This is a genomic window from Luteimonas sp. BLCC-B24, from assembly GCF_028550595.1.
Lineage (GTDB): Bacteria > Pseudomonadota > Gammaproteobacteria > Xanthomonadales > Xanthomonadaceae > Luteimonas.
Genome location: NZ_JAQQGN010000006.1, coordinates 176,519 through 202,506 on the forward strand (window position 1 = coordinate 176,519; position 25,988 = coordinate 202,506).

General features: G+C 69.4%; 21 protein-coding genes, 1 other RNA gene and 1 pseudogene. 3 read left to right on the forward strand and 20 right to left on the reverse strand.

The annotated features are described in order from the left end of the window. Positions 1-2: 2 nt before the first annotated feature. Positions 3-866, forward strand: coding sequence for an A24 family peptidase (locus PQS31_RS13180; RefSeq protein WP_272763193.1), 864 nt, complete (start codon positions 3-5; stop codon positions 864-866). Between the two features lie 15 nt (positions 867-881). Next, positions 882-1,505 carry a dephospho-CoA kinase gene (coaE, locus tag PQS31_RS13185; protein ID WP_272763194.1) on the forward strand — a complete coding sequence of 208 codons (624 nt, stop codon included), beginning with the start codon at positions 882-884 and terminating at the stop codon, positions 1,503-1,505. A 293-nt stretch (positions 1,506-1,798) separates the two neighbouring features. On the opposite strand, the gene PQS31_RS13190 is transcribed toward coaE, so the two are convergent. The 3 genes from PQS31_RS13190 to PQS31_RS13200 form a co-directional block, all read right to left on the reverse strand. Next, positions 1,799-2,746: a Nudix family hydrolase gene (locus PQS31_RS13190; protein WP_272763195.1), complete on the reverse strand. Its 948-nt coding sequence runs from the start codon at positions 2,744-2,746 to the stop codon at positions 1,799-1,801. Between the two features lie 630 nt (positions 2,747-3,376). After that, positions 3,377-6,130 carry a preprotein translocase subunit SecA gene (gene secA / locus PQS31_RS13195; protein ID WP_272763197.1) on the reverse strand — a complete coding sequence of 918 codons (2,754 nt, stop codon included), beginning with the start codon at positions 6,128-6,130 and terminating at the stop codon, positions 3,377-3,379. A 152-nt stretch (positions 6,131-6,282) separates the two neighbouring features. After that, a complete protein-coding gene (locus PQS31_RS13200) occupies positions 6,283-7,101 on the reverse strand; it encodes a M23 family metallopeptidase (RefSeq protein WP_272763198.1) in 819 nt (272 codons plus the stop codon). A 98-nt stretch (positions 7,102-7,199) separates the two neighbouring features. On the opposite strand from PQS31_RS13200, the gene PQS31_RS13205 reads away from it, so the two are divergent. After that, complete coding sequence (locus PQS31_RS13205; RefSeq protein WP_272763199.1) at positions 7,200-7,667, forward strand: DUF721 domain-containing protein; 468 nt, start codon at positions 7,200-7,202, stop codon at positions 7,665-7,667. A 224-nt stretch (positions 7,668-7,891) separates the two neighbouring features. Here PQS31_RS13205 and lpxC read toward each other — a convergent pair whose 3' ends face one another. From lpxC to rsmI, 17 genes and pseudogenes are all read right to left on the reverse strand, one after another. After that, on the reverse strand, positions 7,892-8,800 hold the full coding sequence (gene lpxC, locus PQS31_RS13210) for a UDP-3-O-acyl-N-acetylglucosamine deacetylase (protein ID WP_272763200.1): 909 nt from the start codon (positions 8,798-8,800) through the stop codon (positions 7,892-7,894). Positions 8,801-9,119: 319 nt separating this feature from the next. Then, positions 9,120-10,391 carry a cell division protein FtsZ gene (gene ftsZ / locus PQS31_RS13215; protein WP_272763201.1) on the reverse strand — a complete coding sequence of 424 codons (1,272 nt, stop codon included), beginning with the start codon at positions 10,389-10,391 and terminating at the stop codon, positions 9,120-9,122. Between the two features lie 207 nt (positions 10,392-10,598). Continuing rightward, positions 10,599-11,834, reverse strand: a complete 1,236-nt coding sequence (gene ftsA / locus PQS31_RS13220; protein WP_096210342.1) for a cell division protein FtsA — start codon at positions 11,832-11,834, stop codon at positions 10,599-10,601. After that, positions 11,831-12,646, reverse strand: coding sequence for a cell division protein FtsQ/DivIB (locus PQS31_RS13225; RefSeq protein ID WP_272763202.1), 816 nt, complete (start codon positions 12,644-12,646; stop codon positions 11,831-11,833). The genes ftsA and PQS31_RS13225 overlap by 4 nt, the downstream gene beginning before the upstream one ends. After that, complete coding sequence (locus PQS31_RS13230) at positions 12,643-13,617, reverse strand: D-alanine--D-alanine ligase (protein WP_272763204.1); 975 nt, start codon at positions 13,615-13,617, stop codon at positions 12,643-12,645. Before PQS31_RS13230 ends, PQS31_RS13225 begins: the two co-directional genes overlap by 4 nt. Then, positions 13,614-15,077 carry a UDP-N-acetylmuramate--L-alanine ligase gene (gene murC / locus PQS31_RS13235; protein WP_272763205.1) on the reverse strand — a complete coding sequence of 488 codons (1,464 nt, stop codon included), beginning with the start codon at positions 15,075-15,077 and terminating at the stop codon, positions 13,614-13,616. The genes PQS31_RS13230 and murC overlap by 4 nt, the downstream gene beginning before the upstream one ends. After that, positions 15,074-16,408: a putative lipid II flippase FtsW gene (ftsW, locus tag PQS31_RS13240; protein ID WP_272763207.1), complete on the reverse strand. Its 1,335-nt coding sequence runs from the start codon at positions 16,406-16,408 to the stop codon at positions 15,074-15,076. The genes murC and ftsW overlap by 4 nt, the downstream gene beginning before the upstream one ends. Next, a complete protein-coding gene (gene mraY / locus PQS31_RS13245; RefSeq protein WP_272763208.1) occupies positions 16,408-17,493 on the reverse strand; it encodes a phospho-N-acetylmuramoyl-pentapeptide-transferase in 1,086 nt (361 codons plus the stop codon). Before mraY ends, ftsW begins: the two co-directional genes overlap by 1 nt. Beyond that, positions 17,483-18,922, reverse strand: a complete 1,440-nt coding sequence (gene murF, locus PQS31_RS13250) for a UDP-N-acetylmuramoyl-tripeptide--D-alanyl-D-alanine ligase (protein WP_336314353.1) — start codon at positions 18,920-18,922, stop codon at positions 17,483-17,485. Before murF ends, mraY begins: the two co-directional genes overlap by 11 nt. Further along, complete coding sequence (locus PQS31_RS13255) at positions 18,919-20,397, reverse strand: UDP-N-acetylmuramoyl-L-alanyl-D-glutamate--2,6-diaminopimelate ligase (protein WP_272763260.1); 1,479 nt, start codon at positions 20,395-20,397, stop codon at positions 18,919-18,921. Before PQS31_RS13255 ends, murF begins: the two co-directional genes overlap by 4 nt. Positions 20,398-20,405: 8 nt before the next feature. Next, positions 20,406-22,202, reverse strand: coding sequence for a penicillin-binding protein 2 (locus PQS31_RS13260; RefSeq protein WP_336314355.1), 1,797 nt, complete (start codon positions 22,200-22,202; stop codon positions 20,406-20,408). Between the two features lie 83 nt (positions 22,203-22,285). After that, positions 22,286-22,549: a cell division protein FtsL gene (ftsL, locus tag PQS31_RS13265; RefSeq protein ID WP_096210375.1), complete on the reverse strand. Its 264-nt coding sequence runs from the start codon at positions 22,547-22,549 to the stop codon at positions 22,286-22,288. A 23-nt stretch (positions 22,550-22,572) separates the two neighbouring features. Continuing rightward, positions 22,573-23,529: pseudogene (rsmH, locus tag PQS31_RS13270) on the reverse strand (16S rRNA (cytosine(1402)-N(4))-methyltransferase RsmH); the annotation flags it as partial. Beyond that, positions 23,517-23,966 carry a division/cell wall cluster transcriptional repressor MraZ gene (gene mraZ / locus PQS31_RS13275; protein WP_096210351.1) on the reverse strand — a complete coding sequence of 150 codons (450 nt, stop codon included), beginning with the start codon at positions 23,964-23,966 and terminating at the stop codon, positions 23,517-23,519. The pseudogene rsmH and the gene mraZ, both read right to left, overlap by 13 nt. A 400-nt stretch (positions 23,967-24,366) precedes the next feature. Continuing rightward, positions 24,367-24,720, reverse strand: an RNA gene (rnpB, locus tag PQS31_RS13280) — RNase P RNA component class A. A gap of 43 nt (positions 24,721-24,763) precedes the next feature. Further along, positions 24,764-25,096, reverse strand: coding sequence for a hypothetical protein (locus tag PQS31_RS13285; RefSeq protein WP_272763209.1), 333 nt, complete (start codon positions 25,094-25,096; stop codon positions 24,764-24,766). After that, complete coding sequence (gene rsmI / locus PQS31_RS13290; RefSeq protein ID WP_272763210.1) at positions 25,093-25,959, reverse strand: 16S rRNA (cytidine(1402)-2'-O)-methyltransferase; 867 nt, start codon at positions 25,957-25,959, stop codon at positions 25,093-25,095. Before rsmI ends, PQS31_RS13285 begins: the two co-directional genes overlap by 4 nt. Between the last annotated feature and the right edge of the window lie 29 nt (positions 25,960-25,988).

Sequence of the window (25,988 nt, forward strand, 5' to 3'; positions counted from 1 at the left end):
GAATGGCGTTTCTCGACCAGAACCCCGCACTCGGCTTTCCGCTCGCCGCCGGCCTCGGCCTGCTGGTGGGCAGCTTCCTCAATGTGGTGATCCTGCGCCTGCCGCGGCGCATGGAGTGGCAGTGGAAGCGTGACAGCCGCGAGATCCTGGGCGAACCGGAACTCTACGACCCGCCTCCGCCCGGCATCGTGGTCGAGCGCTCGCATTGCCCGCATTGCGGGCACCAGCTGTCCTGGTACGAGAACATCCCGGTCTTGAGCTGGGTGGCGCTGCGCGGCAAGTGCCGCAGCTGCAAGGCGCCGATCTCGATCCAGTATCCGGCCGTCGAGCTGCTGACGATGCTGCTGTTCGTCGCCTGCGTGTGGCGCTTCGGCTTCGGTTGGCAGGGCTTCGGTGCGCTGGTGCTCACCGGCTTTCTGGTCGCATTGTCGGGCATCGACATCCGCACCCAGCTGCTGCCCGACTCGCTGACGCTGCCGTTGATGTGGCTCGGGCTGATCGCCGCGCTCGACAATCTGTACATGCCGGCCAAGCCAGCGTTGCTGGGCGCGATCGTCGGTTATGTCAGCCTCTGGTCGGTGTGGTGGCTGTTCAAACAGGCCACCGGCAAGGACGGCATGGGGCACGGTGATTTCAAGCTGCTGGCCGCGCTGGGCGCCTGGTGCGGCCTGTCCGGCCTGCTGCCGATCATCCTGATCTCGGCGGTGGCCGGCGCGATCATCGGCGCGCTTCTGCTGGCGGTGCAGGGCCGTGACCGGGCCACGCCGATCCCGTTCGGCCCGTATCTCGCCATTGCCGGCTGGATCACCTTCATGTGGGGCGACGACCTGGTCGGCAGCTACATGCGCATTGCCGGCCTGGCGTAGTCGCAGCCGCAGCGGATGAGTGCGCTGATCATCGGTCTGACCGGCGGCATCGCCTCGGGCAAGAGCGTCGCGACAGCCGCATTCGAGGCACGCGGGATCACCGTTGCCGATGCCGATCTGGCCGCGCGCGACGCGGTGGCGCCGGGGAGCGCGGGACTGGCCGAAGTCGTCGAGGCCTTCGGGACGGATGCACTCAACGTCGACGGCCATCTCGACCGCGCAGCGATGCGGCGGCGGATTTTCGAGGATCCCCGCGCCCGGCGCCGCCTCGAGGCCATCATCCATCCGCGCGTGCGCCGGATGCTGCGGGAGGCCTGCGAGGCAGCAACCAGCGCCTATGCGGTCGCGGCGATCCCCTTGCTGGCCGAGGGCGGCCGTGACGCCTATCCCTGGCTGCATCGGGTGCTGGTGATCGATGTCCCAGCCGACGTGCAGATGGCTCGATTGCAGGCCCGCGACGGCATCGACGTCGCGTTGGCGGCGCGCATGGTCGCCGCTCAGGCCAGCCGCGACGCGCGCCTGGCGATCGCCGACGACGTGCTGGTCAACGACGGCACTCTGGAGGCGCTGGACACGGGCGTCGCCGCGCTCGATGCGCGCTATCGCGAGCTGGCATCGGCGGCCTCACCACAGGCCTGAGCGCCCCGCCCCGCCCCGCCCCGCCACCCGACTCGACAGCACGACCGGCGGCCCTCACCCGATGGAATGTCGTCTGCCCTCGCTCCCCGGTCCGCCCGCCGGGAGGCGGTCAGCCTCGTCACGACGCCGATGCCATTGCTGGCCGTCCGGGTTCACCGTGACCGCAGGGGCCGGCGCCGATGGCCTGGCCGCTCGTGCCGGAGCGGTGACGCGACATGGTGCGACCGCGTGTGCGCTCACGCCCGCGGCCCCGGCGGCCGCGATGGCGACCGGCACGACGACGAACCAGTGTCTCAGTCGCCGCCCCACAGACTGCGAATCGCGGCGATGCCCTGTGCGCCGTGGCGGCGCGCCTCGGGAATGTCGGCCGGGGTCAACCCGCCGATGGCGTAGATCGGCAGTGCCGTGGTGTCGCGCAGCTGCGCGAACGCGGTCCAGCCCATGCCGGGCACGTCCGGATGACTGGGCGTGGCGCGCACGTGGCCGAGCACGACGAAGTCGCAGCCGATCGCCGCGGCCATGCGCAGTTCGTCTGCGTCGTGGCAGGACGCGGCCAGCAGGACGTCGGCGGGCACGGGCCGTGCGGACAGCGCGCGCAGGGCCTGCGACGTGAGGTGCAGGCCCACGCCGGCATCACGGGCGATCTCGATCGGACCGTTGAACAGCACGCCGGCCTTGTGCCGCCGGCAGCGCGTGGCCGCAGCCGCCAGCAATCGCGCCTGGTGTGCCTCGGCAATGCCCGGCAGACGCACCTGCACCTGGCGGACGCCCCGCCCCAGCGCGGCCTCGAGTCTGCCCAGCCACGCGGCCTCATCGTCGTCAGGGGGCGGCGTCACCAGGTAGCGGTCGGGCTGGCGCAACGCGGCCACGACCGGCAGATCGGCCGGCGGCATCGAGTAGCGCGCGAGCATCTCCGGCGCCACCCAGGCCAGCGCCTGGCCCTCCCGCCCCTTGGGCACGCCCTGCCAGCCGGTGATCTCGCGCACCTCGAGCCGCAGGCGCTTGTGCGCATAGGCCTGGGGCACGGTGATCAGGTGCGCGCCGACGTGGGCCCGGATGCCCAGTTCCTCGTCAAGTTCGCGGGCGAGGGCCTGCTCGGCCGTTTCGTCGGGCTCGCGCTTGCCGCCCGGAAACTCCCACAGCCCGGCCATGTCCTGGCTGGGGGTACGCCGCGAGAGCAGGATCCGGCCGCGCTTGTCGGTGATGACGCCGGCGACGACTTCGATGACGCGTTCGCTCATGCGGCTGCGCGGCGGAGGGGGGCGTCAGGTTAGGCGAGGCGGGGCCTGTCCGCCACCTCGATACAGAAGCGGGGAAGATCGCGCGCCGTCAGCGCAAGACAGGCCGACGGTGTCCACACCGAATCTGCCGACCCCGCGCACAACCGATCGACGCCGACGGTTCGCCGCCCGCGGTCGACTCGCCGGGACGACGATGCGGACTCCAGATGCGAGGATAGGGCCGATGCGCGCGGAAGCACCGCATGTCAGCGCCGAACGGGAGGGCGCCCGGTCGCGCGCCTGCGGATCAGACCCGGGCGCGCCCTTTCGACCGCTGCCGCCGATCGTCGGTCGTCAACCGGATGCTGCGCGCCGCGACGACGCGCGGATCGCTGCAGGTGCGGAACGGGTCGCCAAGCCGCAACGGTCAGCCTGGCCAACCGCGGCAGCGCGTTTGATCACAGTGGAATGCGCGAGGCCGCGATGGTGGCCGACGTCCGGGCGACGGCGTCGGCTGGACGCACGCGAGCGCCTGCGTCCGGCCACGGGCAGCTGGCCGTGCACGCAGCCCATCGCCGGTAGGCGGATGCCTGCAGCGCAGGCCCGCTCGGGGCTTCACGGCGCGGCCGCATCGAAGCCGCGCCGCTGCGGTCAGCTCAGCTGACCGTGGCAGTGCTTGTACTTCTTGCCGCTGCCACAGGGGCACGGATCGTTGCGCCCCACCTTCACCCCGTCGCGCACGATCGGCACCTGCCCGCCCGCCTGCGACGCTGCGGCACGCACGTCCTCGGCTTCCTCGTCGGCGCCGTAGCCGCCGGCGTCGGCATGCTGGAACTGGGCCTGGTTGAGTTTGGCCTCGATCTGGCGCCGCTCCTCGGCTTCCAGTGCGGCGATCTCGTCCTCGCTGCGCACGCGGACGCGGGCCAGCATCGTGGTGACGTCGAGCTTCACCTTGTCGAGCATCTCGGAGAACAGCTCGAACGCCTCGCGCTTGTACTCCTGCTTGGGCTGCTTCTGCGCGTAGCCGCGCAGGTGGATGCCCTGGCGCAGATAGTCCATGCGCCCCAGATGTTCCTTCCAGCCCTGGTCGAGCACATTGAGCATGATGTGCTTCTCGAGCATGCGCATCGTCTCGCCGCCGAGCTGCGCTTCCTTGTCGGCGAACAGCTGGTCGACCGCCTGCTGCACGTGCTCGGTGATCTGCTCGGCATCGAGTTCCTGGCGCGTCCTGGCCATTTCCACCAGCGCCAGACGCAGGCCGAATTCGCGTTCGATCTCCGACTCCAGACCCGGCAGGTCCCACTGGTCGTCGATCGACTGCGGCGGCACGTAGCGGCCGACGATGCCGGCGACGACGTCGGCACGGATGCCGTCGATGTTCTCCTTGACGCTCTCGGCATCCAGCAGTTCGTCGCGCTGGCCGTAGATCACCTTGCGCTGGTCGTTGTTGACGTCGTCGAAGTCGAGCAGGTTCTTGCGGATGTCGAAGTTGTGGGCCTCGACCTTGCGCTGCGCGTTGGCGATCTGCTTGGTGACCAGCGGCGACTCGATGATGTCGTCTTCCTGCAGGCCCATGCGCGCCATGACCTTCTGCACCCAGTCGGCGGCGAAGATGCGCATCAGGTTGTCTTCGAGCGACAGGTAGAAGCGGCTCGATCCCGGGTCGCCCTGGCGGCCCGAGCGGCCGCGCAGCTGGTTGTCGATACGACGCGATTCGTGGCGCTCGGTGCCGAGGATGTGCAGGCCACCGGCCGCCTTGACCGCGTCGTGGCGCTGCTGCCATTCGGCCCTGAGCCGGGCCTTGGTGGCCTCGTCGACCGGCGCGCCGGTTTCGGCCTCGAGCTGGGCGAGTTCAGCCTCCAGCGAACCGCCGAGCACGATGTCGGTGCCGCGACCGGCCATGTTGGTGGCGATGGTCACCGCGCCCGGGCGACCGGCCTGGGCGATGATCGTCGCCTCGCGTTCGTGCTGCTTGGCGTTGAGCACCTCGTGCGCGATGCCCTCCTTGCGCAGGTGCGAGGACAGCAGTTCCGACACCTCGATCGACGTCGTGCCGACCAGCACCGGCTGTCCGCGCTCGTGGGCGGCCTGGATCTCGCGTGCGACCGCGCGGTACTTGCCGGCGCGGTTGAGGAACACCGCATCGGGCGCGTCCTTGCGGATCATCGGCCGATGCGTGGGAATCACCACCACTTCGAGCGAATAGATGCTCTCGAACTCGTAGGCTTCGGTGTCCGCCGTACCGGTCATGCCCGAGAGCTTGCCGTACATGCGGAACAGGTTCTGGAAGGTGATGCTGGCGAGCGTCTGGTTCTCGCGCTGCACCGGCACGCCCTCTTTCGCTTCCACCGCCTGGTGCAGGCCGTCGGACCAGCGCCGACCGGGCAGCGTGCGGCCGGTGAACTCGTCGACGATGATGACCTCGCCGTCGCGGACGATGTAATGGTCGTCGCGCTGGTAGATCGCATGCGCGCGCAGACCCGCGTTGAGGTGATGCACCACGTGGATGTTCTGCGGCGCGTACAGGCTTTCGTCCTCGCCGAGGATGCCGGCCTTGCGCAGCAGCATTTCCGCGTGCTCCTGCCCGGCTTCGGACAGATGCACCTGCTTGCCCTTCTCGTCGACCCAGAAATCGCCGTCCCCGTCCTCGGTCTCCTGGCGCACCAGCGACGGCACGATGCGGTTGACCTTGATGTAGAGCTCGGGCGAGTCGTCGGCCGGACCGGAGATGATCAGCGGCGTGCGCGCCTCGTCGATCAGGATCGAGTCGACCTCGTCGATGATCGCGTAGTTGAGACCGCGCTGGTAACGGTCCGCCTTCGACAGCGCCATGTTGTCGCGCAGGTAGTCGAAGCCGAATTCGTTGTTGGTGCCGTAGGTGATGTCGGCGCGGTAGGCCTCGCGCTTGGTATCGCCGTGCGGCATGCCCGGCCAGATCACGCCGACCGACAGGCCGAGCCAGTTGTAGAGCTTGCCCATCTGCGCCGCGTCGCGGCGGGCCAGGTAATCGTTGACCGTGATGACGTGGACGCCCTTGCCCTCGAGCGCATTGAGGTAGGTCGGCAGCGTGCCCACGAGCGTCTTGCCTTCGCCGGTGCGCATTTCGGCGATCTTGCCCATGTGCAGCACCATGCCGCCGATCAGCTGCACGTCGTAGGGGCGCATGCCCAGCACGCGCTTGCTCGCCTCGCGGCAGACCGCGAAGGCCTCGGGCAGGATCTTGTCGAGCGATTCGCCGTTGGCGATGCGGGTCTTGAACTCGGGGGTCTTGGCCTGCAGCTCGGCGTCGGACAGCGCCTCCATCTGCGGCTCCAGCGCGTTGATCTTCGCGACGATCTTCTCGAGCTGTTTGACGAAGCGGTCGTTGCGACTGCCGAAGACACTGGTGAGCAGACGATTGAGCATGTGGAATCCGGGTCCTGGAATCGACACGGCTCCGGCGGTTTCCCCCGAAGCCGCAAAAAAGAAAGGGCGCCGGGCGCCCTCTCGTTGGCAACACGCATTGTAGCTTGGGGAGCCGGCGGGCGTTTTCAAGCCGCCGGCCGGCCTCCTTGCGCTTACTGGCGGCTCACGCCCATGTCGCCGAGGAACTTGCGCGGGTTCTGCACGCGGCCGTTTTCCCAGACCTCGAAGTGGACATGGGCACCGGTCGAGCGGCCGGTGGAACCGGCCTTGGCGATCTCGTCGCCGACGCGGACCAGATCCCCCACCTTGGCCAGATTGCGCGAGTTGTGCGCATAGCGGGTGACGTAGCCGTTGCCGTGGTCCACCTCGACCACGTTGCCGTAGCCGCCGCGCACTCCGGAATAGCTGACCACGCCGTCGGCGACCGTCATCACCGGATCGCCGGTCCGGGCGTCGAAGTCGATGCCCTTGTGGAACTGTCCGCCGCGGCCGAAGGGGTCGGCGCGATAGCCGTAGGACGACGTCACGAAGCTGCTGGCGACCGGCGAGCGCGACGGCATCGCGTTGCGCTCCAGGGTGCGGTCGAACAGCAGGGCTTCGAGCACCGAAAGCTGCTGGCCGGAATTCGCGAGATCGCCATCGAGGGTGTCGAGCCCCTGGAGCAGCCGGCGCGCGGGCATGTCGGAAGCCGCCTCGGGACCACCGATGCCGACCGGGCGGTCGAAATCGAACTCGCCGCCCTCGAGGCCGGCGCCGCGGGCGAGCCGGTCACCGAGGGCATTGAGGCGGTTGGCCTGCGCCTGCAGTTCCCCCATCCGCGCGGCGAGCGCATTGATCTCGCGCTGCGCATCGCGGCGGGTCGCCTCGAGACTCTGCTCGTGGGCCGCGGCGACACCGTTGAGGCGGGCCATTTCGGCCGAATTCATCGCCGCCGCGCCACACATGCCGGCCGCAGCGATCACGATGGCCATCGAAGCGGGTTTGCGCCGGGCCAGGACGCGGGCGGTGCGGGCCACATGCGCGAGACGCGCGCGCATATCATTCAGAAGAGTGTGTACGGTCATTGCCAATGTCTGATTTCAGGTCCAGGTCCAAGCCCCTCCGCGTCGGCGCATCCCGTCTCGGGACCCCGACCGCCGCACTGGATGCGGCGCTGGAGGGCGCGTCGGCCGATCCGATCCGCCGGGCCATCTGGCTCGACGCACTGGACCGCCGCCTTGTTCCCCTGCTGCCTCCGGCGCTGGCGCCGCATGCGCGGCTGGCCAATGTCGATCGCAACAGGCTGGTCTTCCTCGTCGACTCGCCCATCTGGCACGCCAGGCTGCGCCTGTCGGCCGAGGTGCTGCTCGACGCCGCCCGGTCCATCGGGCTGGATGTCAGCGACATCGTCGTCAGGACCTCGACCCGTCCGTTGCGCGCCCCTGCGGCCGATGCCGACAGGCCGCCGATCGGCGGTGCACCGTCGGCCAGGTCGCGCGAAGCGCTGCAGGCGGTGCTGGCGTCGCTGCGACCGTCGGACGACGAGCGCGCGGACTGATTCGGGACCCCGACTCCCCCGCGCCGGCGTCAAGGCCGGGTGAAGGGGACGGGGCATCCTACCGATCCGAATCGAGGCAAACGTTAAGCCGGCGCCAGCGATTCAGGCCGATTTCGTTATTTATTGGTTAAATCCGCGCGCCATTGCAGGACGGAACGCCGCCGTGCGGGCGTTTCCGGCGGATCGGACGGGCGCAACGGTCGCGACGAGCGCCGCGCGGAAGTTCAGGCAGCGACCGGGCTGCCGTAGGTCAGCGGCGCCGGCGTCGCGGCGTCGAAGGTGACCGTCTCCCAGGCCTCGCGTTGCTCGAGCAGCGCGCGGACCAGCTTGTTGTTGAGCGCGTGTCCCGACTTGTAGCCCTTGAACAGGCCGAGGATCGGATGACCGGCGAGATACAGATCGCCGACGGCGTCGAGGATCTTGTGCCGCACGAATTCGTTGGCGTAGCGCAGGCCGTCGTCGTTGAGCACGCGGAACTCGTCGAGCACGATCGCGTTGTCCATCGACCCGCCGAGGCCGAGGTTGCGCTCGCGCATGTACTCGAGATCACGCATGAAGCCGAACGTGCGTGCGCGGCTGACCTCGCGGATGTAGGCCTCGGTGGAGAACTCCACCTCGGCCCGCGACTGCGCGAGCGGAATCGCCGGGTGGTCGAAGGCGATGGTGAAATCGAGCTTGAAGCCGTCGTAGGGTTCGAAGCGGGCGATCTTGTCGCCTTCGCGCACTTCGACCGGCGCCAGCACGCGGATGAAGCGTTTGGGCGCGTCCTGCTCGACCACGCCGGCCGACTGCAGCAGGAACACGAACGGACCGGACGAGCCGTCCATGATCGGCACTTCGGCCGCGGACAACTCGATGTAGAGATTGTCGACACCGAGGCCGGCCAGTGCGGACATCAGGTGCTCGACCGTCTGCACCTTGGCCACGCCCTGGGTGAGGCCGGTGCACAACGTGGTCTCGGTCACCAGATGGCCGTCGGCCGGAATTTCGATGACCGGGTCGAGATCGACACGACGGAACACGATGCCGGTATCGGGCGCCGCGGGACGCAGGGTCAGGAACACCTTTTCGCCGCTGTGCAGGCCGACGCCTGTCGCGCGGATGACGTTCTTGATGGTGCGTTGCCGGGGCATGGGGATTCCGGTGTGGGGAGGTTCCGCGCAGCCGCCGACTTCAGGCCGTCATCGGAATGGGGGGCAGATTATCACGCGCTCCGCTGAACCTGAACGGAAGTCCGGGCACGGGCGGTCCGCTCCAGGCACGGCATCACCCGCCTGTGGTGCGAATCGCATCGGAAGAAAACCGTCCACCGGGCCGACAGGCCCGATGGACGCAAAACGACGGCACGCGGACAACGTGCCACCGGCAGTACGAGGACATGTCGGGCGCCCGGGCGCGACCGCCGCACCGACGTCACCCGGACCCGGCGCGGCGCGTCACAGCCCGACGCGCTCAGTCGGCCTGGCGGCGCAGGAAGGCCGGAATGTCCAGATAGTTGTCGTTGCCGAAATCGGCGACCTTCGGCGCCTCGTTCGCTTCGGCGCGCGCCGGGGCCGCACGGCCGCCGGCCTGCGCACTGTGACCGCGCAGCGAGGCCGCGATGCTGTGGCCCGGGCTGTAGGCGGCCACGGCGTCGGAGGCGTCGTCGATCAGCATGCCGGTGGTGCCGTCGCGGACACCGCGCTGGGTGTTGCTGATCAGCTGCACCTGCGGCTTGCCGCGGTTCGCGCCCTGGCCGTCGTAGCCGCTGGCGCGTGCCGGGGCGCGGTTGAGGCCGGTGGCGACCACGGTCACGCGGACTTCGTCCTGCATGTCGGGATCGAGCACGGTGCCGATGACGATGGTCGCGTCTTCGCTGGCGAAGTTCTCGACAGTGCGGCCGACCTCGTCGAACTCGCTCATCGTGAAGTCCGCACCGGCGGTGATGTTGACCAGGATGCCGTTGGCGCCGGCCAGGTTGACGTCGTCGAGCAGCGGATTCTGGATCGCCGCCTCGGCCGCGGCCTGCGCGCGATCGTCGCCGCGGGCGTGGCCGGTGCCCATCATCGCCAGGCCCATTTCGGACATCACGGTGCGCACGTCGGCGAAGTCGACGTTGATCAGGCCCGGACGGACGATCAGGTCGGCGATGCCCTGCACGGCGCCCAGCAGCACGTCGTTGGCGGCGCGGAAGGCCTGGATCATCGTGGCGTTGCGGCCGAGCACGGTGATCAGCTTTTCGTTGGGAATGGTGATCAGCGAATCGCAGTGCGCCGACATCTCCTCGATGCCCTTGAGCGCGACCTGCATGCGGCGGCGGCCTTCGAACGGGAACGGCTTGGTGACCACGGCGACGGTCAGGATGCCCATCTCCTTGGCCAGCTGCGCGACGACCGGCGCGGCGCCGGTGCCGGTGCCGCCGCCCATGCCGGCGGTGATGAACACCATGTCGGCGCCCTGCAGCGCGTCCATGATGATCTCGCGGTCCTCCAGGGCGGCCTGACGACCGACTTCCGGGTTGGCGCCTGCGCCCAGGCCCTTGGTGACGCTGCTGCCGAGCTGCAGCTGCAGCTTGGCGCCGCAGTTCTTGATCGCCTGCGCATCGGTGTTGGCGGTGATGAACTCCACGCCGTCGACGCTGTTGTTGACCATGTGGGCGACCGCGTTACCGCCGCCGCCGCCGACGCCGATGACCTTGATCACCGCGTTGGGTGCCATCTTTTCCACGAGTTCGAAATGTGCCATGTCCGTTGTCCTCGGTGTTTTAGAGCCGTGATTGGGGATTCGGGATTGGGGATTCGAAGAAACGAATCCCGCCTCGTATCGCCATCCGGCGTGTTGTTAGTTGTTGAACCTACTCGCTACCACGTCCCGCTTGCCGTCCTGCTCTTGCTCTTGCGTTTGCTTCTGCTTCTTCGAATCCCCAATCCCGAATCCCCAATCCCGGCTCTTCTAGAACTCGCCGTTGAACCAGGTCTTCAACTTCCGCAGGAATCCGCCCGCGCGTCCCGACGAAATCACCGGCCGGCGCGGGTGTTCGATCTGGCTGCCCATCAGCAGCAGACCCACACCGCTGGCGTGCACCGGATTGCCCACCACTTCGCCCAGGCCGGTCACGTGCTGCGGAATGCCCACGCGCACCGGCATCTGCAGCATTTCCTCGGCCAGTTCGACCACCCCTTCCATCTTCGCGGCGCCGCCGGTGAGCACCATGCCGGCGCGCACGTGCTGCTCGAAGCCCGAGCGGCGCAGTTCGGCCTGCACCATCTCGAAGATCTCCTCGTAACGCGCCTGCACCGCCTGGGCCAGGGACTGGCGCGGCAGGCGACGCGGCGGTCGATCGCCGACGCTCGGTACCTGGATCGACTCCTCGCTGGTGGCCAGTTGCGCCAGCGCGCAGGCGTAGCGGACCTTGATCTGCTCGGCTTCCGGGGTCGGCGTGCGCAGCATGTGCGCGATGTCCTCGGTGACCTTGTCGCCGGCGATCGGCAGGCTGGCGGTGTGGCAGATCGCGCCCTGCACGAACACCGCGAGGTCCGTCGTGCCCGCGCCCATGTCGACCAGCACCACGCCGAGCTCGCGCTCGTCGCTGGTCAGGACTGCCGTGCTCGATGCCAGCGACGAGAGGATCAGGTCGTCGATCGACAGGCCGCAGCGCTGCACGCACTTGCTGATGTTGGCCGCCGCCGACTGCGCGCAGACCACGAGATGCGCATGCACTTCGAGCCGCACGCCGGTCATGCCGACGGGGTTGCGGATGCCTTCCTGGGAATCGTCGAGCACGTACTCGCGCGGAATCGCGTGCAGGATCTTCTGGTCGGCCGGAATCGCGACCGCCTTGGCGGCGTCGAGCACGCGGTCGAGATCGGACCAGGTCACTTCGTTGTCGCGGATCGGCACGATGCCGGGCGAATTGCGGCACTGCACGTGATTGCCCGAGATCGACGCGTAGACCGAGCGGATCTCGCAGCCCGCCATCAGCTCGGCCTCTTCGACCGCGCGCTGGATCGACTGCACCGTCGATTCGATGTCGACGACCACGCCACGCTTGAGGCCGCGCGATTCGTGGCTGCCGATGCCGATGACCTCGATCGGATTGCCGGGCGAGTACTCGCCGACCAGCGCCACCACTTTCGAGGTGCCGATGTCGAGTCCGACGATGAGCGTCTTGTCGCCTTTGCGGTTCATGTGTAAGTGCCGGGATTCGGGATTCGGGATTCGGGATTGGAGAAGGCGGCTGTGGCGTTCGGTGCAATCGCTGCCCCCAATCCCGAATCCCCAATCCCCAATTCCGGGTTCGCCCAGACGAGAGCGAACCCGTTCGTGTAACGCAGGTCCGCACGGGTCAGCGACTCGGTGCGGGCGGCGACCAGGTTCGGCAGCATCCGCGCGAACCGGGCCAGGCGCAGGCGTGCCTCCTGGCTGCCGACGATGACGTCGGTGCCGTTCGACAGCGTCAGCTGCCAGCTGCCGCGCGCGTCGAGCACCACGCTCGTGACCTCGACGCCGGCCGGGCGGAACAGGTCGCGCGATTCGTTGTAGAGCGCCACGATTTCGGTCACCCGGGCCTCGGGGCCATCGAAGCGCGGCATTGCCGCGGGCACCTCGACACCCTCGGCGGAGAACAGACGGCCGCGCGTGGACAGCAGCCGGTTCTCGCCCCAGTGCGCGAACGGCACGTGTTCGGCGATGCGCACTTCCAGCACGTCCGGCCAGCGCTTGCGCACGTCGGTGCCGGCCACCCACGGCAGCCGCGCGACGTCGCGCTGGGTCTGGGCGAGGTCGATCGCGAAGAAACCACGCTGCGCGTGCGGCAGCACCGTCTCGCGCACGCGCGCCACGTCCACCTGCTCCAGGCCGTCGTTGATCCGCAGCACGCGCAGCGGCCAGCGATCGGCGCCGATCCAGCCATTGAGCACGGCGACGACCGGCAGCGTCACCAGCGCGAGCGCCAGCGTCCAGGCCAGGATGCGTGCAGCGATGGCGAACGCCTGGCTCATCGCGCGGCGGTCTCCTGCGGCAGCGTCGCTTCCAGCACACGCCAGCACAGCGCGGCGTAGTCGATGCCGATCTGCGCGGCCGCCTTGGGCACCAGTGAATGGCTGGTCATGCCGGGTGCGGTGTTGATCTCCAGCAAGAGAAGCGCGCCGGTGCGACGGTCACGCATCACGTCGACCCGGCCCCACCCACTGCAGCCCGCCGATACGAATGCGTCGACAGCCAGCGCCCGGATGCGCTGCTCGTCGTCACCGTCCAGGCCCGGACACATGTATTGGGTGTCGTCGGACACGTACTTCGCCTCGTAGTCGTACCAGGCGCCTTTGGGCACGATACGGATCGACGGCAACGCGCGTGGACCATCGATGTCTTCGATCACCGCGACGGTGAGTTCATCACCCTCGACCATCTGCTCCATCAGCAGTTCGCCGGGATAGCGCGCAGCGAGCTCGACGGCAGCAGCCAGATCGGCATCCTCGAACACTCGGCTGATGCCGACGCTCGAACCTTCCTTCGACGGCTTGATGATGACCGGCAAGCCGATCTCGCGCGCGGCCGCGTGCACGTCATCTCCCGGCTTCATCCGGCGGTAGCGCGGCGTCGGCAGGCCTTCGCTCATCCACACCTGCTTGGTGCGGATCTTGTCCATTGTCAGCGCCGAACCGAGCACGCGCGAACCGGTATAGGGAATCGCGAACGCGTCGAGCAGGCCCTGCACCACGCCGTTCTCGCCGTCGCCGCCGTGGAGGATGTTGAACACGCGGTCGAAGCGGCCGGCGACGATCTCGCTCGCCAGCGCCGGCACACCGTCGACGGCGTGCGCATCGACGCCGCGCGAGCGCAGCGCGTCGAGCACGCCCTGCCCCGACTGCAGCGAGACCTCACGCTCGGAACCGGGACCGCCGAGCAGCACGGCGACGCGACCGAACACGGCCGGATCGGTGAAGCGCGGCGGCGACAGGGTGAGGCTCATCGCGCACCCTCCACGGACACGCGCGGCTGGAAGCCGGATTGCACGAGCTGCTGGACCGCCGCGCCGATGTCGCCGGCGCCCATCATCAGCAACAGGTCGCCGTCCTGCAGGATGTCCGGCAGCACGTCGGTCAGGGCCTCGGCATTGCCGACCACCACCGGCTCGATGCGGCCGCGCGCGCGGATCGCACGTGCGAGCGTCTTCGCATCCGCACCGGCGATCGGCGCTTCGCCGGCCGGATAGACCTCGGTGAGCACCAGCGCATCGACATCCGACAGCACGCCGGCGAAATCGTCGAACAGCGCGCGCGTGCGGCTGTAGCGGTGCGGCTGGAAGGCGACCACCAGCCGGCGTTCCGGCCAGCCGCCACGCGCGGCGGCGAACACCGCGGCCAGCTCCTTGGGGTGATGGCCGTAATCGTCGACCAGCTGCACGCGCGCGCCGGAGGGCGTGACCAGTTCGCCGAGCAGATTGAAGCGACGGCCGATGCCCTCGAACTTGCCGAGCGCGGCGACAATCGCCTCCGGTGCGACACCGAGCTGCCAGCCGATCGCGGCGGCCGCGAGTGCGTTGAGTACGTTGTGATGACCCGGCAGCGCGAGGTGCGCCTCGATGCGCACGTTTTCCGGCAGGCACAGGGTGAAGCGCATCGACGCGCCCTCCTGGCGAATGGCCTCCGCGCGCACGTCGGCCTCGTCGGAAAGACCGTAGGTCATCATGTGCCGCGGCACGCTGGCGGCCAGGCGTGCGACTTCCGGATCGTCGATGCACAGCACGGCCAGGCCGTAGAACGGCAACCGGTGCAGGAATTCCGAGAACGCCGCCTGCACACGGGCGAAATCGCCGCCGTAGTTCTCGAGGTGATCGGCGTCGATGTTGGTGACGATCGCGATCAGCGGGTTGAGCCGCAGGAAGCTGCCGTCGCTCTCGTCGGCCTCGGCCACCAGCCAGTCACCGCTGCCCAGACGTGCATTCGCGCCGGCCGCCAGCAACTGCCCCCCGACGACGAAGGTCGGATCCATGCCGCCCTCGGCGAGCACGCTGGCGGTGAGCGACGTGGTCGTGGTCTTACCGTGGGTACCGGCCACCGCGATGCCGCGGCGGAAGCGCATCAGTTCGGCCAGCATCTCCGCGCGCGGCACGATCGGAATGCGCTGGGCGCGCGCTTCCATCAGCTCGGGGTTGTCGTGACGGATGGCGCTGGAGACGACCACGCAGTCGGTACCGAGCACGTTCGCGGCGGCATGGCCCTTGTGCACGGTGGCGCCCAGACGTGCGAGACGCCGCGTGGCCGCGCTGTCGGCCGCATCCGAGCCCGACACCGTATAGCCCAGCGTGCACAGCACTTCGGCGATGCCGCTCATGCCGGTGCCGCCGATGCCGACGAAATGGACGCGGGAGAAGACCTTGGCGAAGTCTTCCTTGGACAGGCCCCGGGTGTCGTGGAGGCGGCGGATCATGCGGTGCTCCCGGCGCCGAAACGGGGTTCGACGCGCTGGCGAAGGCGACTGGTGCCGCGCACCGGCGCGGGCGCCGGGGCCACGGGCAGCGGCGGCTGTGTGGTGGGAACGGCGGCGGGCGCGACCACCGGTGCGGGCGGCGCCGCGTCGCCGCGCAGGCGGGCGACCTGGCGCTGGGCGCGGTCGAGTTCGTAGGACACGCGCAGCAGCAGGCCCAGCGCGACGCAGGTCATCATCACGCTGGAACCGCCCGACGACACCAGTGGCAGGGTCAACCCCTTGGTCGGCAGCAGGCCGAGGTTGACGCCGATCGACACCAGGCTCTGCATGCCGATCATCAGCGCGACACCGAATGCGCAGTACCCGGCGAAGTGGCGGCGCATCTCCACGCACTTCAGGCCGATCCACAGCGCACGTCCGACCAGCGCCGCGAACAGCACCACCACCAGGCACACGCCGACGAAGCCCAGCTCCTCGGCGAGCACCGAGAAGATGAAGTCGGTATGCGCTTCGGGCAGATAGGAGAGCTTCTGCACCGAGGCGCCGAGGCCCACGCCGGTGAGTTCGCCGCGGCCCACGGCCATCAACGCGTTGCTGAGCTGGTAGCCGGCACCGAGCTGGTCTTCCCACGGATCCATGAACGAGGTGATGCGGCGCAGCCGGTAGGGCTCGATGATCGCCACCAGCACCACGGCCGGCAGCAGCAGCAGGATCGGCACCAGCATCCGCTTCAGATGGCCGCCGCCGAGCACCAGCATGCCGGCGGTCACGCCGAGCAGCAGCATCGAGGAGCCGAAGTCCGGCTGCAGCAGCAGCAGTGCCACCAGCACCACCGCGACACCGATCGGCTTGAGCATCGCGCCCCAGGTCGCGTTGACCTCGTCGCGGAAGCGCACCAGATAGCTCGACAGCCAGACGATGTAGATGACCTTGACCGCTTCCACCACCTGGAAGTTGGAAATGCCCAGATTGATCCAGCGGTGCGCCCCGTTGACCGTGTGACCGAGGCCGGGCACGAAGACCAGCATCAGCAGGCCGGCGCACATCAGCAGCACGAAGCGGTCGTACTTCTCGATGGTCTTGAGCTCGGTGCGCATCACCGCCGCGGCCAGACCGATGCCCAGCGCCAGGAACATGAAGTGGCGGGTGAGGAAGTAGTAGCGGCCGACGTGCATGTCCTCGCCGATGGCGATCGAGCTGGACGCGACCATGATCACGCCGAGCGTCGCGATCGCGACGACGATACCGGCCAGCCACGGGTCGAAACGGCCGTGGATGTCGTCGAGGCGTGTGGCCTGATGGGCGCTGGCGGTGTCGCGATACGTGGCCATCAGCGCACCTTCAACGTCGCGAGGCCGACGAGGACCAGCACCACCGAGATGATCCAGAAGCGCACGATCACGCGCGGCTCGGGCCAGCCCTTGAGTTCGAAGTGATGATGGATCGGCGCCATGCGAAACACGCGCTTGCCGGTCAGCTTGAAGCTGGCGACCTGGATCATCACCGACAGCGTCTCGATGACGAAGATGCCGCCCATGATCACCAGCACGAGCTCCTGGCGCACGATCACCGCCATCGTGCCGAGCACGGCGCCGAGCGCCAGCGCGCCGATGTCGCCCATGAACACCATCGCCGGATAGGTGTTGAACCACAGAAAGCCCAGCCCCGCCCCGGCGATCGCCGCGCAGATGATCACGAGCTCGCCTGCGCCGGGCACCTGCGGAATCTGCAGATAGCTCGAGAACACCGCGTTGCCCGAGGCGTAGGCGAACACGCCCAGACCGCAGGCCACCAGCACGGTCGGCATGATCGCCAGGCCGTCGAGGCCGTCGGTGAGATTGACCGCGTTGGAGAAGCCGACGATCCAGAAGTACGCGATCGCGACGAAGCTGATGCCGGCCAACGGCAGCGCGATCGACTTGAACAGCGGCACGTAGAACGTCGTCGCCGCCGGCACGTCGGCATAGAGGTACAGGTACAGGCCGGCGGCGAGACCGAACACCGACTGCAGCAGATACTTCCAGCGCGATTTCAGGCCGTTCGGGTCGCGGTGGACGATCTTGATCCAGTCGTCGTACCAGCCGATCGCGCCGAAGGCGACCATCACCGCCATCACCACCCACACGTACTTGTTGCGCAGGTCGCCCCAGAGCAGCACCGAGGCGAGCACGGTGATCAGGATCAGCGCACCGCCCATCGTCGGCGTGCCGGCCTTGGAGAAGTGCGTCTGCGGGCCGTCCTGACGGATCGGCTGGCCGCCCTTGTACTGCGCGAGCCGGCGGATGACCGCCGGGCCCAGCCACAACGACAGGGCGAGCGCCGTCAGCGCGGCGAGGATGCCGCGCAGCGTGAGGTATTCGAACAACGTGAACACGTCGTCGAAGCCCTGCAGCCAGCGCGCGAGTTCAAGCAGCATCGTGGGTTCCTTGTGCAGCGCGCAGCGCGTCGACCACCCGGTCCATCGCACTGCCACGCGAGCCCTTGATCAACGCGGTGATGGCCGGACGTTCGTCCGTCGGATGCGGGGATGCGTGATCCGGGATGGAAGCGCGCGTGCCGGCCGACAGGTCACCGGCCAGTGCGCCGATCAGGTCGTCGTGGGTTTCGAAATGACGCGCCCCTTCGCCGAACGCCTCGGCCGCGGCTGCGCTCAGTGCGCCGAGTGCATACACGCGGCTGATGCCCGCACTTTTCGCGCGCACACCGGCCTGCGCATGCATCGCCGCACCGTCGCCGCCGAGCTCGCGCATGTCGCCGAGCACCAGCCAGCGCTCACCCTCGACGGCGCCCAGCATGTCGATCGCCGCGTTGAGCGAACCCGGGTTTGCGTTGTAGCTGTCGTCGATCAGCACCGCGCCCGTGGCCAGCGTGTGGCGCACGAGACGGCCGGCGACCGCTTCGGCGGCACCGAGGCCGGCGACGATCGTCGCGAGCGGCACGCCGGCCGCGAGTGCGATGCCCGTGGCCGCCAGTGCGTTGCGCACGTTGTGGCGTCCCGGCAGCGGCAGTACGACATCGGCATCCCCCGCCGGGGTGACCAGGCGGAACTGCGAGCCGCTCGTGTCGCCGACGACGTCGCGCGCGCTGATGTCGGCGCTCGCTTCGAGTCCGAAGCGCAGCAGCCGCCGGCCGTGCGCGCGCCGCGCGAAATACGGTGCGAAGGCGTCATCGGCGTTGATCACCGCCGTGCCGTCGGGCGGCAGCGCGTCGTAGATCGCGGCCTTGGTGTCGGCGATGCCGAGCAGGCTGCCCATGCGCTCGATGTGCGCCGGGGCGATGTTGTTGACCAGCGCGATGTCCGGCCGTGCGATCGAGGTCAGGTACGCGATGTCGCCCGGCTGCCCCGCCCCCATCTCGTAGACCGCGAACCGCGCGTCCTCGTCCGCCTGGAGAATCGACAGCGGCAATCCGATCTCGTTGTTGAGGTTGCCGGGATTGAACACCGTCGGCGCATGGCGCGACAGGATCGCGACCACCAGCTGCTTGACGCTGGTCTTTCCGTTGCTGCCGGTGATGCCGACGACGCGCGTGGCGCGGATGCGCTGCATCGCGCCGGCGAGCAGGCCGAGCGCGATCTGCGTGTCGGCGACGACGATCTGCGGCAGCGCGATGTCGAGCGGACGCGCCACCAGGGCGGCGCGGACGCCGAGTTCGGCCGCGCGGGTCACGTGATCGTGGCCGTCGAAGTTGGCACCCGTCAGCGCGACGAACAGCTGCGCGTGCGCCACGGCCGCGTCCAGTGTGCGGGTATCGGTGGCGACGCCGTCGACCGGAAAGTCGCCGTCGACGTGGTGCAGGCGGCCGTTGACCAGCTGGGCGATGCGGGCGAGCGAGAGTGCGTTCACGGGCGCGCCTCCGTGCTGCGTGCGTCCAGCGCCGCCTGGGCGACGAGGCGGTCGTCGAACGCGTGCTGCACGCCGTCGATCTCCTGGTAGGGCTCGTGCCCCTTGCCGGCGATCAGCACGATGTCGCCCGGCCGAGCCTGCCCCACCGCCTGCTCGATCGCGCGGCGCCGGTCGCGTTCGACCACCACCGCGTCCGGACGGCTGAAGCCGGCGAGGATGTCGGCGACGATCGCATCGCCGTTCTCGCGGCGCGGATTGTCGTCGGTCACGACGACGCGGTCGGCCTGCGCTTCGGCGATCGCCGCCATCTGCGGGCGTTTGCCGGCATCGCGCTCGCCGCCGCAGCCGAACACGCAGACCAGTTCGCCGCGCAGATGACCGCGCAGCGACTGCAACGCCTGGGCCAAGGGATCGGGCTTGTGCGAGTAGTCCACCACCACCAGCGGCTGGGCCTCACCGCCGCCGAGGCGGTTCATGCGGCCTGGGATCGGCTGCAGCATGCCGAGCACGCGGACGATCTCCGCCGGTGCGTGCCCCAGCGCCTGCAGCACGCCGGCGACGGCCAGCAGGTTGTCGACATTGAAGCGTCCGAGCAGCGGCGAGCGCAGCGCGTGCCAGGTGCGGTCGATCCGCAGCGAGAACGCGAGCCCGTCGGCATCGAGCACGATGTCGCGCGCCGCGATGTCGGCGTCGGCGCGATCGGTCGCGCTGACGGTCACCGCGCGCACCTCCGCGGAGAGACGCGAGGGCAGCGAGGCGCCGAATGCGTCGTCGATATTGAGCACGGCCGCGCGCAGACCGTCGCGCACGAACAGGCGCGCCTTGGCCTCGCCGTAGGCGGCCATGTCGCCGTGATAGTCGAGGTGGTCACGGGTGAGATTGGTGAACACGGCGACGTCGTAGTGCACCGCATCCACGCGGCCCTGGTCGAGCGCGTGCGAACTGACTTCCATCGCCACCGCGTCGGCGCCGGCGTCGCGAAGATCGGCGAGCAGCGCATGGGTCTGCAGCACCAGCGGCGTGGTGAACCCCGTCGGCGCGACGGCGCCGTGCAGCCCCGCGCCGAGCGTGCCGATCGTACCGGCGCGCCGGCCGATGGCCTCGAAGGCCTGGGCCAGCAACTGCACGGTGGACGTCTTGCCACTGGTGCCGGTGACGCCGACCATCGTCATCGCCTGCGACGGGCGGCCGTGGAAGGCATCGGCCATCGCCCCCAGGCGCGCGCGCAGGCCCGCGACCGCAATCGCGTCGGCCGGCAGCGCCGGAATCTCCGCGGGCACCGGTGGCTCGAACAGGATCGCAGCGGCGCCGGCAGCGCGCGCGGTGTCGACGAAATGCAGGCCGTGCGTGCCGAAGCCGCCGATCGCCACGAAGGCATCGCCCGGACGCAGCGCGCGGCTGTCCTGCACCAGGCCGGTGATCACCGTGTCGTCCGGCACGCCGGCGACATCGGGCAGCAGATCGCGCAGCGGCATCGCGCGGCTCATCGCTGGCCTCCGGGCACGCGCGCGGCCACGACCGGTGCTTGCGGTGCGACCACCGCGACCGGCGTCGCCGGCGTCGCCGCTGCGGGCGCGGCCGGTGCGGCGCGGCCCTGCCCGCGTGCGCGCCTGGCGTCGTTGGCGGCCTGCGCGGCGAGCCAGGTCTCGATGTCGTCCGGCGGCACGTCCATCAGGCGCAACGCGCCGTCCATCACCCGCTGGAACACCGGCGCCGAGACGTAGCCGCCGCCGTACATGTTGCGCGAGGTGTCCGGATCGTCGATCACCACGGCCATCGCGAACCGCGGATTCTCCACCGGCACCAGGCCGGCGAAGAACGCGACGTAGCGACGGTCATAGCCACCGCCGCTGGCCTTGCGCGCGGTGCCCGTCTTGCCGGCCACGTGATAGCCGAGAATCGCCGCGCGCGTGGCGGTGCCGCCCGGCTCGGTGACGGTCTGCATCATGCGCACGATCTCGTCGGCGATGGCCGGATCGAGCACCTGCCGCGCCTCGCCGGCATGGCCCTTGACGAAGGTCGGCGCGATCGCGCGGCCGCGGTTGCCGAGCGTGGCGTAGGCGTGCGCGATCTGCAGCGGAGTCGCCGACAGCCCGTAGCCGTAGGACATCGTCTGCTTGGTGGTGCCGCTCCAGCGCGACGGATCGGGGAACAGGCCGGCCGCCTCGCCCGGGAAGCCGCTGCCGGTGCTCTGGCCGTAGCCCATGCGCCGCAGGAAGTCGTAGAACTCCTGGTTCTGCAGCTTCTGCACGATCAGCGACACACCGACGTTCGAGCTCTTGGTGATGATGCCGGTGGTGTCTAGCACGCCGTAGTTGCGGAAATCGCTGGTGCGGTAGCGCCCGTTCGGAATCCAGCCGGGGCTGGTGTTGAACGTGCTCGTCGGGCTGATGACGCCCTTCTCCAGGCCCGCAGCCACGGTCAGCGGCTTCATCGTCGAGCCCGGCTCGATGAGATCGGTGACGGCGCGGTTGCGGTGCGCGTCGCGGTTGTCGCCGGTGACGCGGTTGTTGTTGTACGAGGGCAGATTCGCCATCGCCAGCACTTCGCCGGTCGAGACCTCGAGCACGACGATCGAGCCGGCACTCGCGCCGGTTTCCTCGAGCGCGTGCTTGAGCTCGCGGTAGGCCAGGAACTGGATGCGGCGATCGATGCTCAGCACCAGATCCTTGCCCGGCTCGGCGGCGCGCACCAGGTTCACGTGTTCGACGATGCGCCCGTGGCGATCGCGGATCACGTTCTGCGCGCCCGGGCGTCCGGTCAGCCATTCGTCGAACGCCAGCTCCACGCCCTCCTGGCCGCGGTCGTCGATGTTGGTGAAGCCCAGCACGTGGGCCACCGCATCGGCCTGCGGATAGAAGCGGCGGTACTCGCGCTGCGAGAACACGCCCGGCACGCCGAGGTCGAGCACCCGCTTGGCCGCCGCGGGACTGATCCGGCGGTGACGCGGCACGTACATGAATTCCTTGTCGGCGCGCTGCGACACCTCGCGCGCCAGATCCTCGACCGCCAGGCCCGTGGCTTCGGCGAGTTCGGGCAGGCGGTCGGGATGCTTGCTCAGTTCCTGCGGATTGATCCACAGCGACTCGACCGGGCTGGAGATCGCCAGCGGCTCGCCGTTGCGGTCGGTGATCATGCCGCGCGAGGCGGGAATCGGCACTTCACGGCGGAAGCGCGCGTCGGCCTTCTGCTGGTAGAACGCGTTGTCGATGAGCTGCAGGTCCACCGCGCGACCGACCAGCGCCACCGCACCCAGCCCCAGCGCGCCGCCGACCAGCATCAGCCGCAGCCGCAGATCGAACTGCGCGCGCTTGCGCGGCTTCTTGGCGTGGCCGTCGCCGGCCTTGATGAACTTGCGGAAATTCACGGCCGCACCACGACGATTTCAGCCGTTTCGGGGAAGCGCATGCCCAGGCGCTCGCGCGCGACCTGGTCGACGCGGTTGCTCATCGCCCAGGTGGCCTGTTCGAGCTGCAGCCGGCCGAAGTCGATGTTGAGTTCGTCGCGCGCGCGCTCCAGACGCGTGAGCTGCACGTAGAGCTGGCGATAGTCGTGGCGCGCGTGCACCACGCCGATCGCGGTGACGATGTTCGCGGCCAGCAGCACGGCGATCAGCAGGCGCCCGATGGTCATGCGGCACCGCCCGGGGCGAGCTTTTCGGCCACGCGCAGCACGGCGCTGCGGGCACGCGGGTTGGCGTGCAGTTCGGCCGCGTCGGCGCGGGTCGCGTCGGCGACGATGCGCAGGCGCGGCACGAACGGCGCCGCTTCGGGCAGGCGGCGGTTGCCGGCCGGCGCCTTGGCCTGCCCGGCGATGAAGCGCTTGACGATGCGGTCTTCCAGGGAATGGAAGCTGATCACCGCGAGCCGGCCGCCGGGACGCAAGGCGTCGAGCGCGGCGTCGAGGCCGGTTTCCAGGTCGGCCAGTTCGCGGTTGATGTGGATGCGGATCGCCTGGAACGAGCGCGTCGCCGGGTGGGTCTCCTTCTGTCCCGGCTTGTTCTTGCGCGGCACGTGGGCGGCGATCACCGCGGCCAGATCGGCCGTGCGCAGGAACGGCGCCTCGGCGCGGCGCGCGACGATCGCCCGGGCGATGCGGCGGCTCATGCGTTCCTCGCCGTAGGTCCACAGCACGTCGGCGATGTCCGCCTCGGTCGCGCGCGCGAGCCACTCGGCCGCGCTTTCGCCGGCATCGGGGTCCATGCGCATGTCCAGCGGACCGTCCTTGCCGAAGCTGAAGCCGCGCTCGGCGACGTCGAGCTGCGGCGACGACACGCCGAGATCGAACAGCACGCCGTCGAGCGGCGCCTCGGATGCGGCGCCCCAGGCGGCGAGGTCGGCGAAACTGCCGCGGCGCACGGCGACGCGCGCATCGCTGCCGAAGCGCTGCCGGGCGACGGTGATCGCGTCGGGATCCTTGTCCATCACCAGCAGCCGGCCTGCCGGGCCGAGGCGCTCGAGCACGCCGCCGGCGTGACCGCCGCGGCCGAACGTGCCGTCCAGATACCGCCCGTCCTCGCGTACACGCAGGCCCTCGAGGACTTGCGCGTACAGCACCGGGAGGTGGCCGGACGTGGCATCCGCACCACCCGCGGTCACAACTGCAATCCCTCGAGATCGTCCCCGGCCATGTCGTCGTCGCTGAGGGTCTGGCGGATCTGGGCCTGGTGGGCCTGCTCGCTCCAGAGTTCGAACTTGTCGCCCATGCCGACTAGCATCGCGCGGCGCTCGATGCCGACCGTCGTGCGCTGGCTGGCGGGAATGCCGATGCGGCCGTTGCCGTCGGGCTCGACCACCATCGCCGCGCCGACCAGCTTGAGCTGCAGGGTGCGGTTGGTGGAACGGGTCCGCGGCAGGGCGTTGACCTTGTCGCGCACGCCTTCCCAGACCGCGTACGGATAGAGGTACAGGCTGCCGGCGTCGAAGGGGTTGTAGGTCAGGACCAGGCGGTTGCCGCACTCGCGCGCGATCAGGTCCCGATAGGCGGTGGGAATCGCCAGTCGGCCCTTGTCGTCGATGGTGATGGCGGTCTCGCCCTGGAACACGTCGGTTCTGCCTGGTTGTCGCCCGTCTTCACGCGGACTTGTGCGACGGAAAACCACAAAATTCCCGGGTTTCCCACGAGGCGCCACCTTAGGACTGCGTTAGAGGGTTGTCAACAGTCGATCCATGCTGTTTTCACCTGTCCGGTCAATGACTTGCACCACTCTTCACAGACTTGTTCAAGCTTTATCCACAAGCGTTTGTTTCGTCTCAAATTTTGAGATTCCGGTCATTTTTTGACCGTACACGCCGCGCTCACGTCCTCTTTACGAAACCCTCACGCCGGCGCCTGCGGGCGGCGCGCGGTGCGCACACCAGCGGCCAGGCGGGGCCTGGCGACGTCGGAACGGAAGACTTCGGAGATGCACGGCGCGCACGGGCGGCGCGGCGCGGAGGAAAAGGTGGCGGAGCCGGCCTGTAAGCCGGGTTCTGTCGTGGACAGTCATTCCTCTAGGCGCATCGTCACCGATACGCTCGAGCAACCTACCCGGACCCGACGCGGGCCACGTCATGAGGTCCCTATTTGGTCTTGCTCCCGGTGGGGTTTGCCGTGCCGGCCTGTTACCAGGCTCGCGGTGCGCTCTTACCGCACCATTTCACCCTTGCCGTCCTGCTCGAGGCAGTCTTGGGCGGTATCTTTCTGTTGCACTTTCCGTCGGCTCGCGCCGCCCAGGCGTTACCTGGCACCGTGCCCTGTGGAGCCCGGACTTTCCTCGGCATCGATGGTGCTGATGACGCGACTGTCCGGCCGACTCCGCCGGGGCGGATTCTACACCGGGCGCGGTCCGGCCCGGTCTGCTCAACCACACCGCGCGATCGCCGGGACCGTGATCGCGACGAGCAGCAGAAGCACCACGCCCAGGCCCCAGGCGATCAGCCCGCGCAACAGGCGCAGCGCGACGGGCCCGGGCCGCGCGGCGGCCAGCGTCAGCAGCGGCGCAATGCCGGCCATCCCCAGCAGGACGCCCACGAAGCCCAGATCGGCGGAACGCTCCGTGGCCCCTGCGGCGTTCTCCGCGCACCCCGAGGCATGGAAGTTCCACACGGCTGCCGCCAGCAGGACGACCGCGCACGCCGCCAGCACCCGGCGGGCGGAGCGGGGCAACGCGGACGCGTCGACCGTCGACGTCACGCGGCGGCGTCCGGCTCCGCCTGCCCGCCATAGAGCGCCTTGCGCGGCGCACCGGTGATGTCGGCGGCCAGTTTCGCCGCCTGCGACGGCTTCATCTCGCGCGCCAGCAGCGCATACACGCGGCGACCCTCCGCGAGGCGGGCGTCGGCGTCCTCACCGGCGCCTTCGATGATCACGACGAACTCACCCTTGCGTTGGTCGGCCTCCGCCGCAACCCGCGCCGCGAGCGCGTCGAGCGTGCCGTCGAGAACGGTCTCGAACAGCTTGGTCAGCTCGCGCGCCACGACCGCCGGCCGGTTGCCGCCGAAGACCGCGGCCGCATCGGCGAGCATCTCGGCGATGCGGTGCGAGGCCTCGTAGAACAGCAGCGTGCGCGGCTCGCCGACCAGCGCCTGCAGGCGCTCGCGCCGCGCGCCGGCCCTGGCGGGCAGGAAGCCTTCGAACACGAAGCGGTCGCTGGCCAGTCCGGCCACGCTGAGCGCCGCGACCAGCGCGCTCGGCCCCGGCACCGGCGACACGCGGACGCCGGCGGCCCGCGCGGCGCGCACCAGGCGATAGCCCGGGTCGCTGACCAGCGGCGTGCCGGCGTCGCTGACCAGGGCCAGCGATTCGCCGGCCTGCAGGCGCTCGACCAGACGCGCGGCCAGGCCGTCCTCGTTGTGCTCGTGCAGCGCGACCAGCGGGCGCTCGATGCCGAAGTGGCCGAGCAACTGCCGCGTGTGCCGGGTGTCTTCGGCACAGACCGCATCGACGCCGCGCAGCACGGCCTGCGCGCGCGGCGACAGATCGCCGAGATTGCCGATCGGCGTGGCGACGACATGCAGAAGGCCCGGTCCGGGCCCGGGGCGGGCGGATGCAGTCATCGTCTCCACGAGGCAACGCTAGAATGCGG

Coding starts and splice junctions, on each gene's coding strand:
- lpxC (WP_272763200.1), bottom strand. CDS start 8,800: ATGCCCCGGCAACGCACCATCAAGAACGTCATCCGCGCGACAGGCGTC.
- ftsW (WP_272763207.1), bottom strand. CDS start 16,408: ATGGCCACGTATCGCGACACCGCCAGCGCCCATCAGGCCACACGCCTC.
- PQS31_RS13225 (WP_272763202.1), bottom strand. CDS start 12,646: ATGAGCCAGGCGTTCGCCATCGCTGCACGCATCCTGGCCTGGACGCTG.
- coaE (WP_272763194.1), top strand. CDS start 882: ATGAGTGCGCTGATCATCGGTCTGACCGGCGGCATCGCCTCGGGCAAG.
- mraY (WP_272763208.1), bottom strand. CDS start 17,493: ATGCTGCTTGAACTCGCGCGCTGGCTGCAGGGCTTCGACGACGTGTTC.
- ftsA (WP_096210342.1), bottom strand. CDS start 11,834: ATGAACCGCAAAGGCGACAAGACGCTCATCGTCGGACTCGACATCGGC.
- PQS31_RS13255 (WP_272763260.1), bottom strand. CDS start 20,397: ATGCCGCTGCGCGATCTGCTGCCCGATGTCGCCGGCGTGCCGGACGAC.
- PQS31_RS13260 (WP_336314355.1), bottom strand. CDS start 22,202: ATGCTGGTCGGCGGCGCGCTGGGGCTGGGTGCGGTGGCGCTGGTCGGT.
- PQS31_RS13180 (WP_272763193.1), top strand. CDS start 3: ATGGCGTTTCTCGACCAGAACCCCGCACTCGGCTTTCCGCTCGCCGCC.
- murC (WP_272763205.1), bottom strand. CDS start 15,077: ATGATCCGCCGCCTCCACGACACCCGGGGCCTGTCCAAGGAAGACTTC.
- PQS31_RS13230 (WP_272763204.1), bottom strand. CDS start 13,617: ATGAGCCTCACCCTGTCGCCGCCGCGCTTCACCGATCCGGCCGTGTTC.
- PQS31_RS13200 (WP_272763198.1), bottom strand. CDS start 7,101: ATGGCCATCGTGATCGCTGCGGCCGGCATGTGTGGCGCGGCGGCGATG.
- secA (WP_272763197.1), bottom strand. CDS start 6,130: ATGCTCAATCGTCTGCTCACCAGTGTCTTCGGCAGTCGCAACGACCGC.
- ftsZ (WP_272763201.1), bottom strand. CDS start 10,391: ATGGCACATTTCGAACTCGTGGAAAAGATGGCACCCAACGCGGTGATC.
- PQS31_RS13205 (WP_272763199.1), top strand. CDS start 7,200: ATGTCTGATTTCAGGTCCAGGTCCAAGCCCCTCCGCGTCGGCGCATCC.
- PQS31_RS13190 (WP_272763195.1), bottom strand. CDS start 2,746: ATGAGCGAACGCGTCATCGAAGTCGTCGCCGGCGTCATCACCGACAAG.
- rsmI (WP_272763210.1), bottom strand. CDS start 25,959: ATGACTGCATCCGCCCGCCCCGGGCCCGGACCGGGCCTTCTGCATGTC.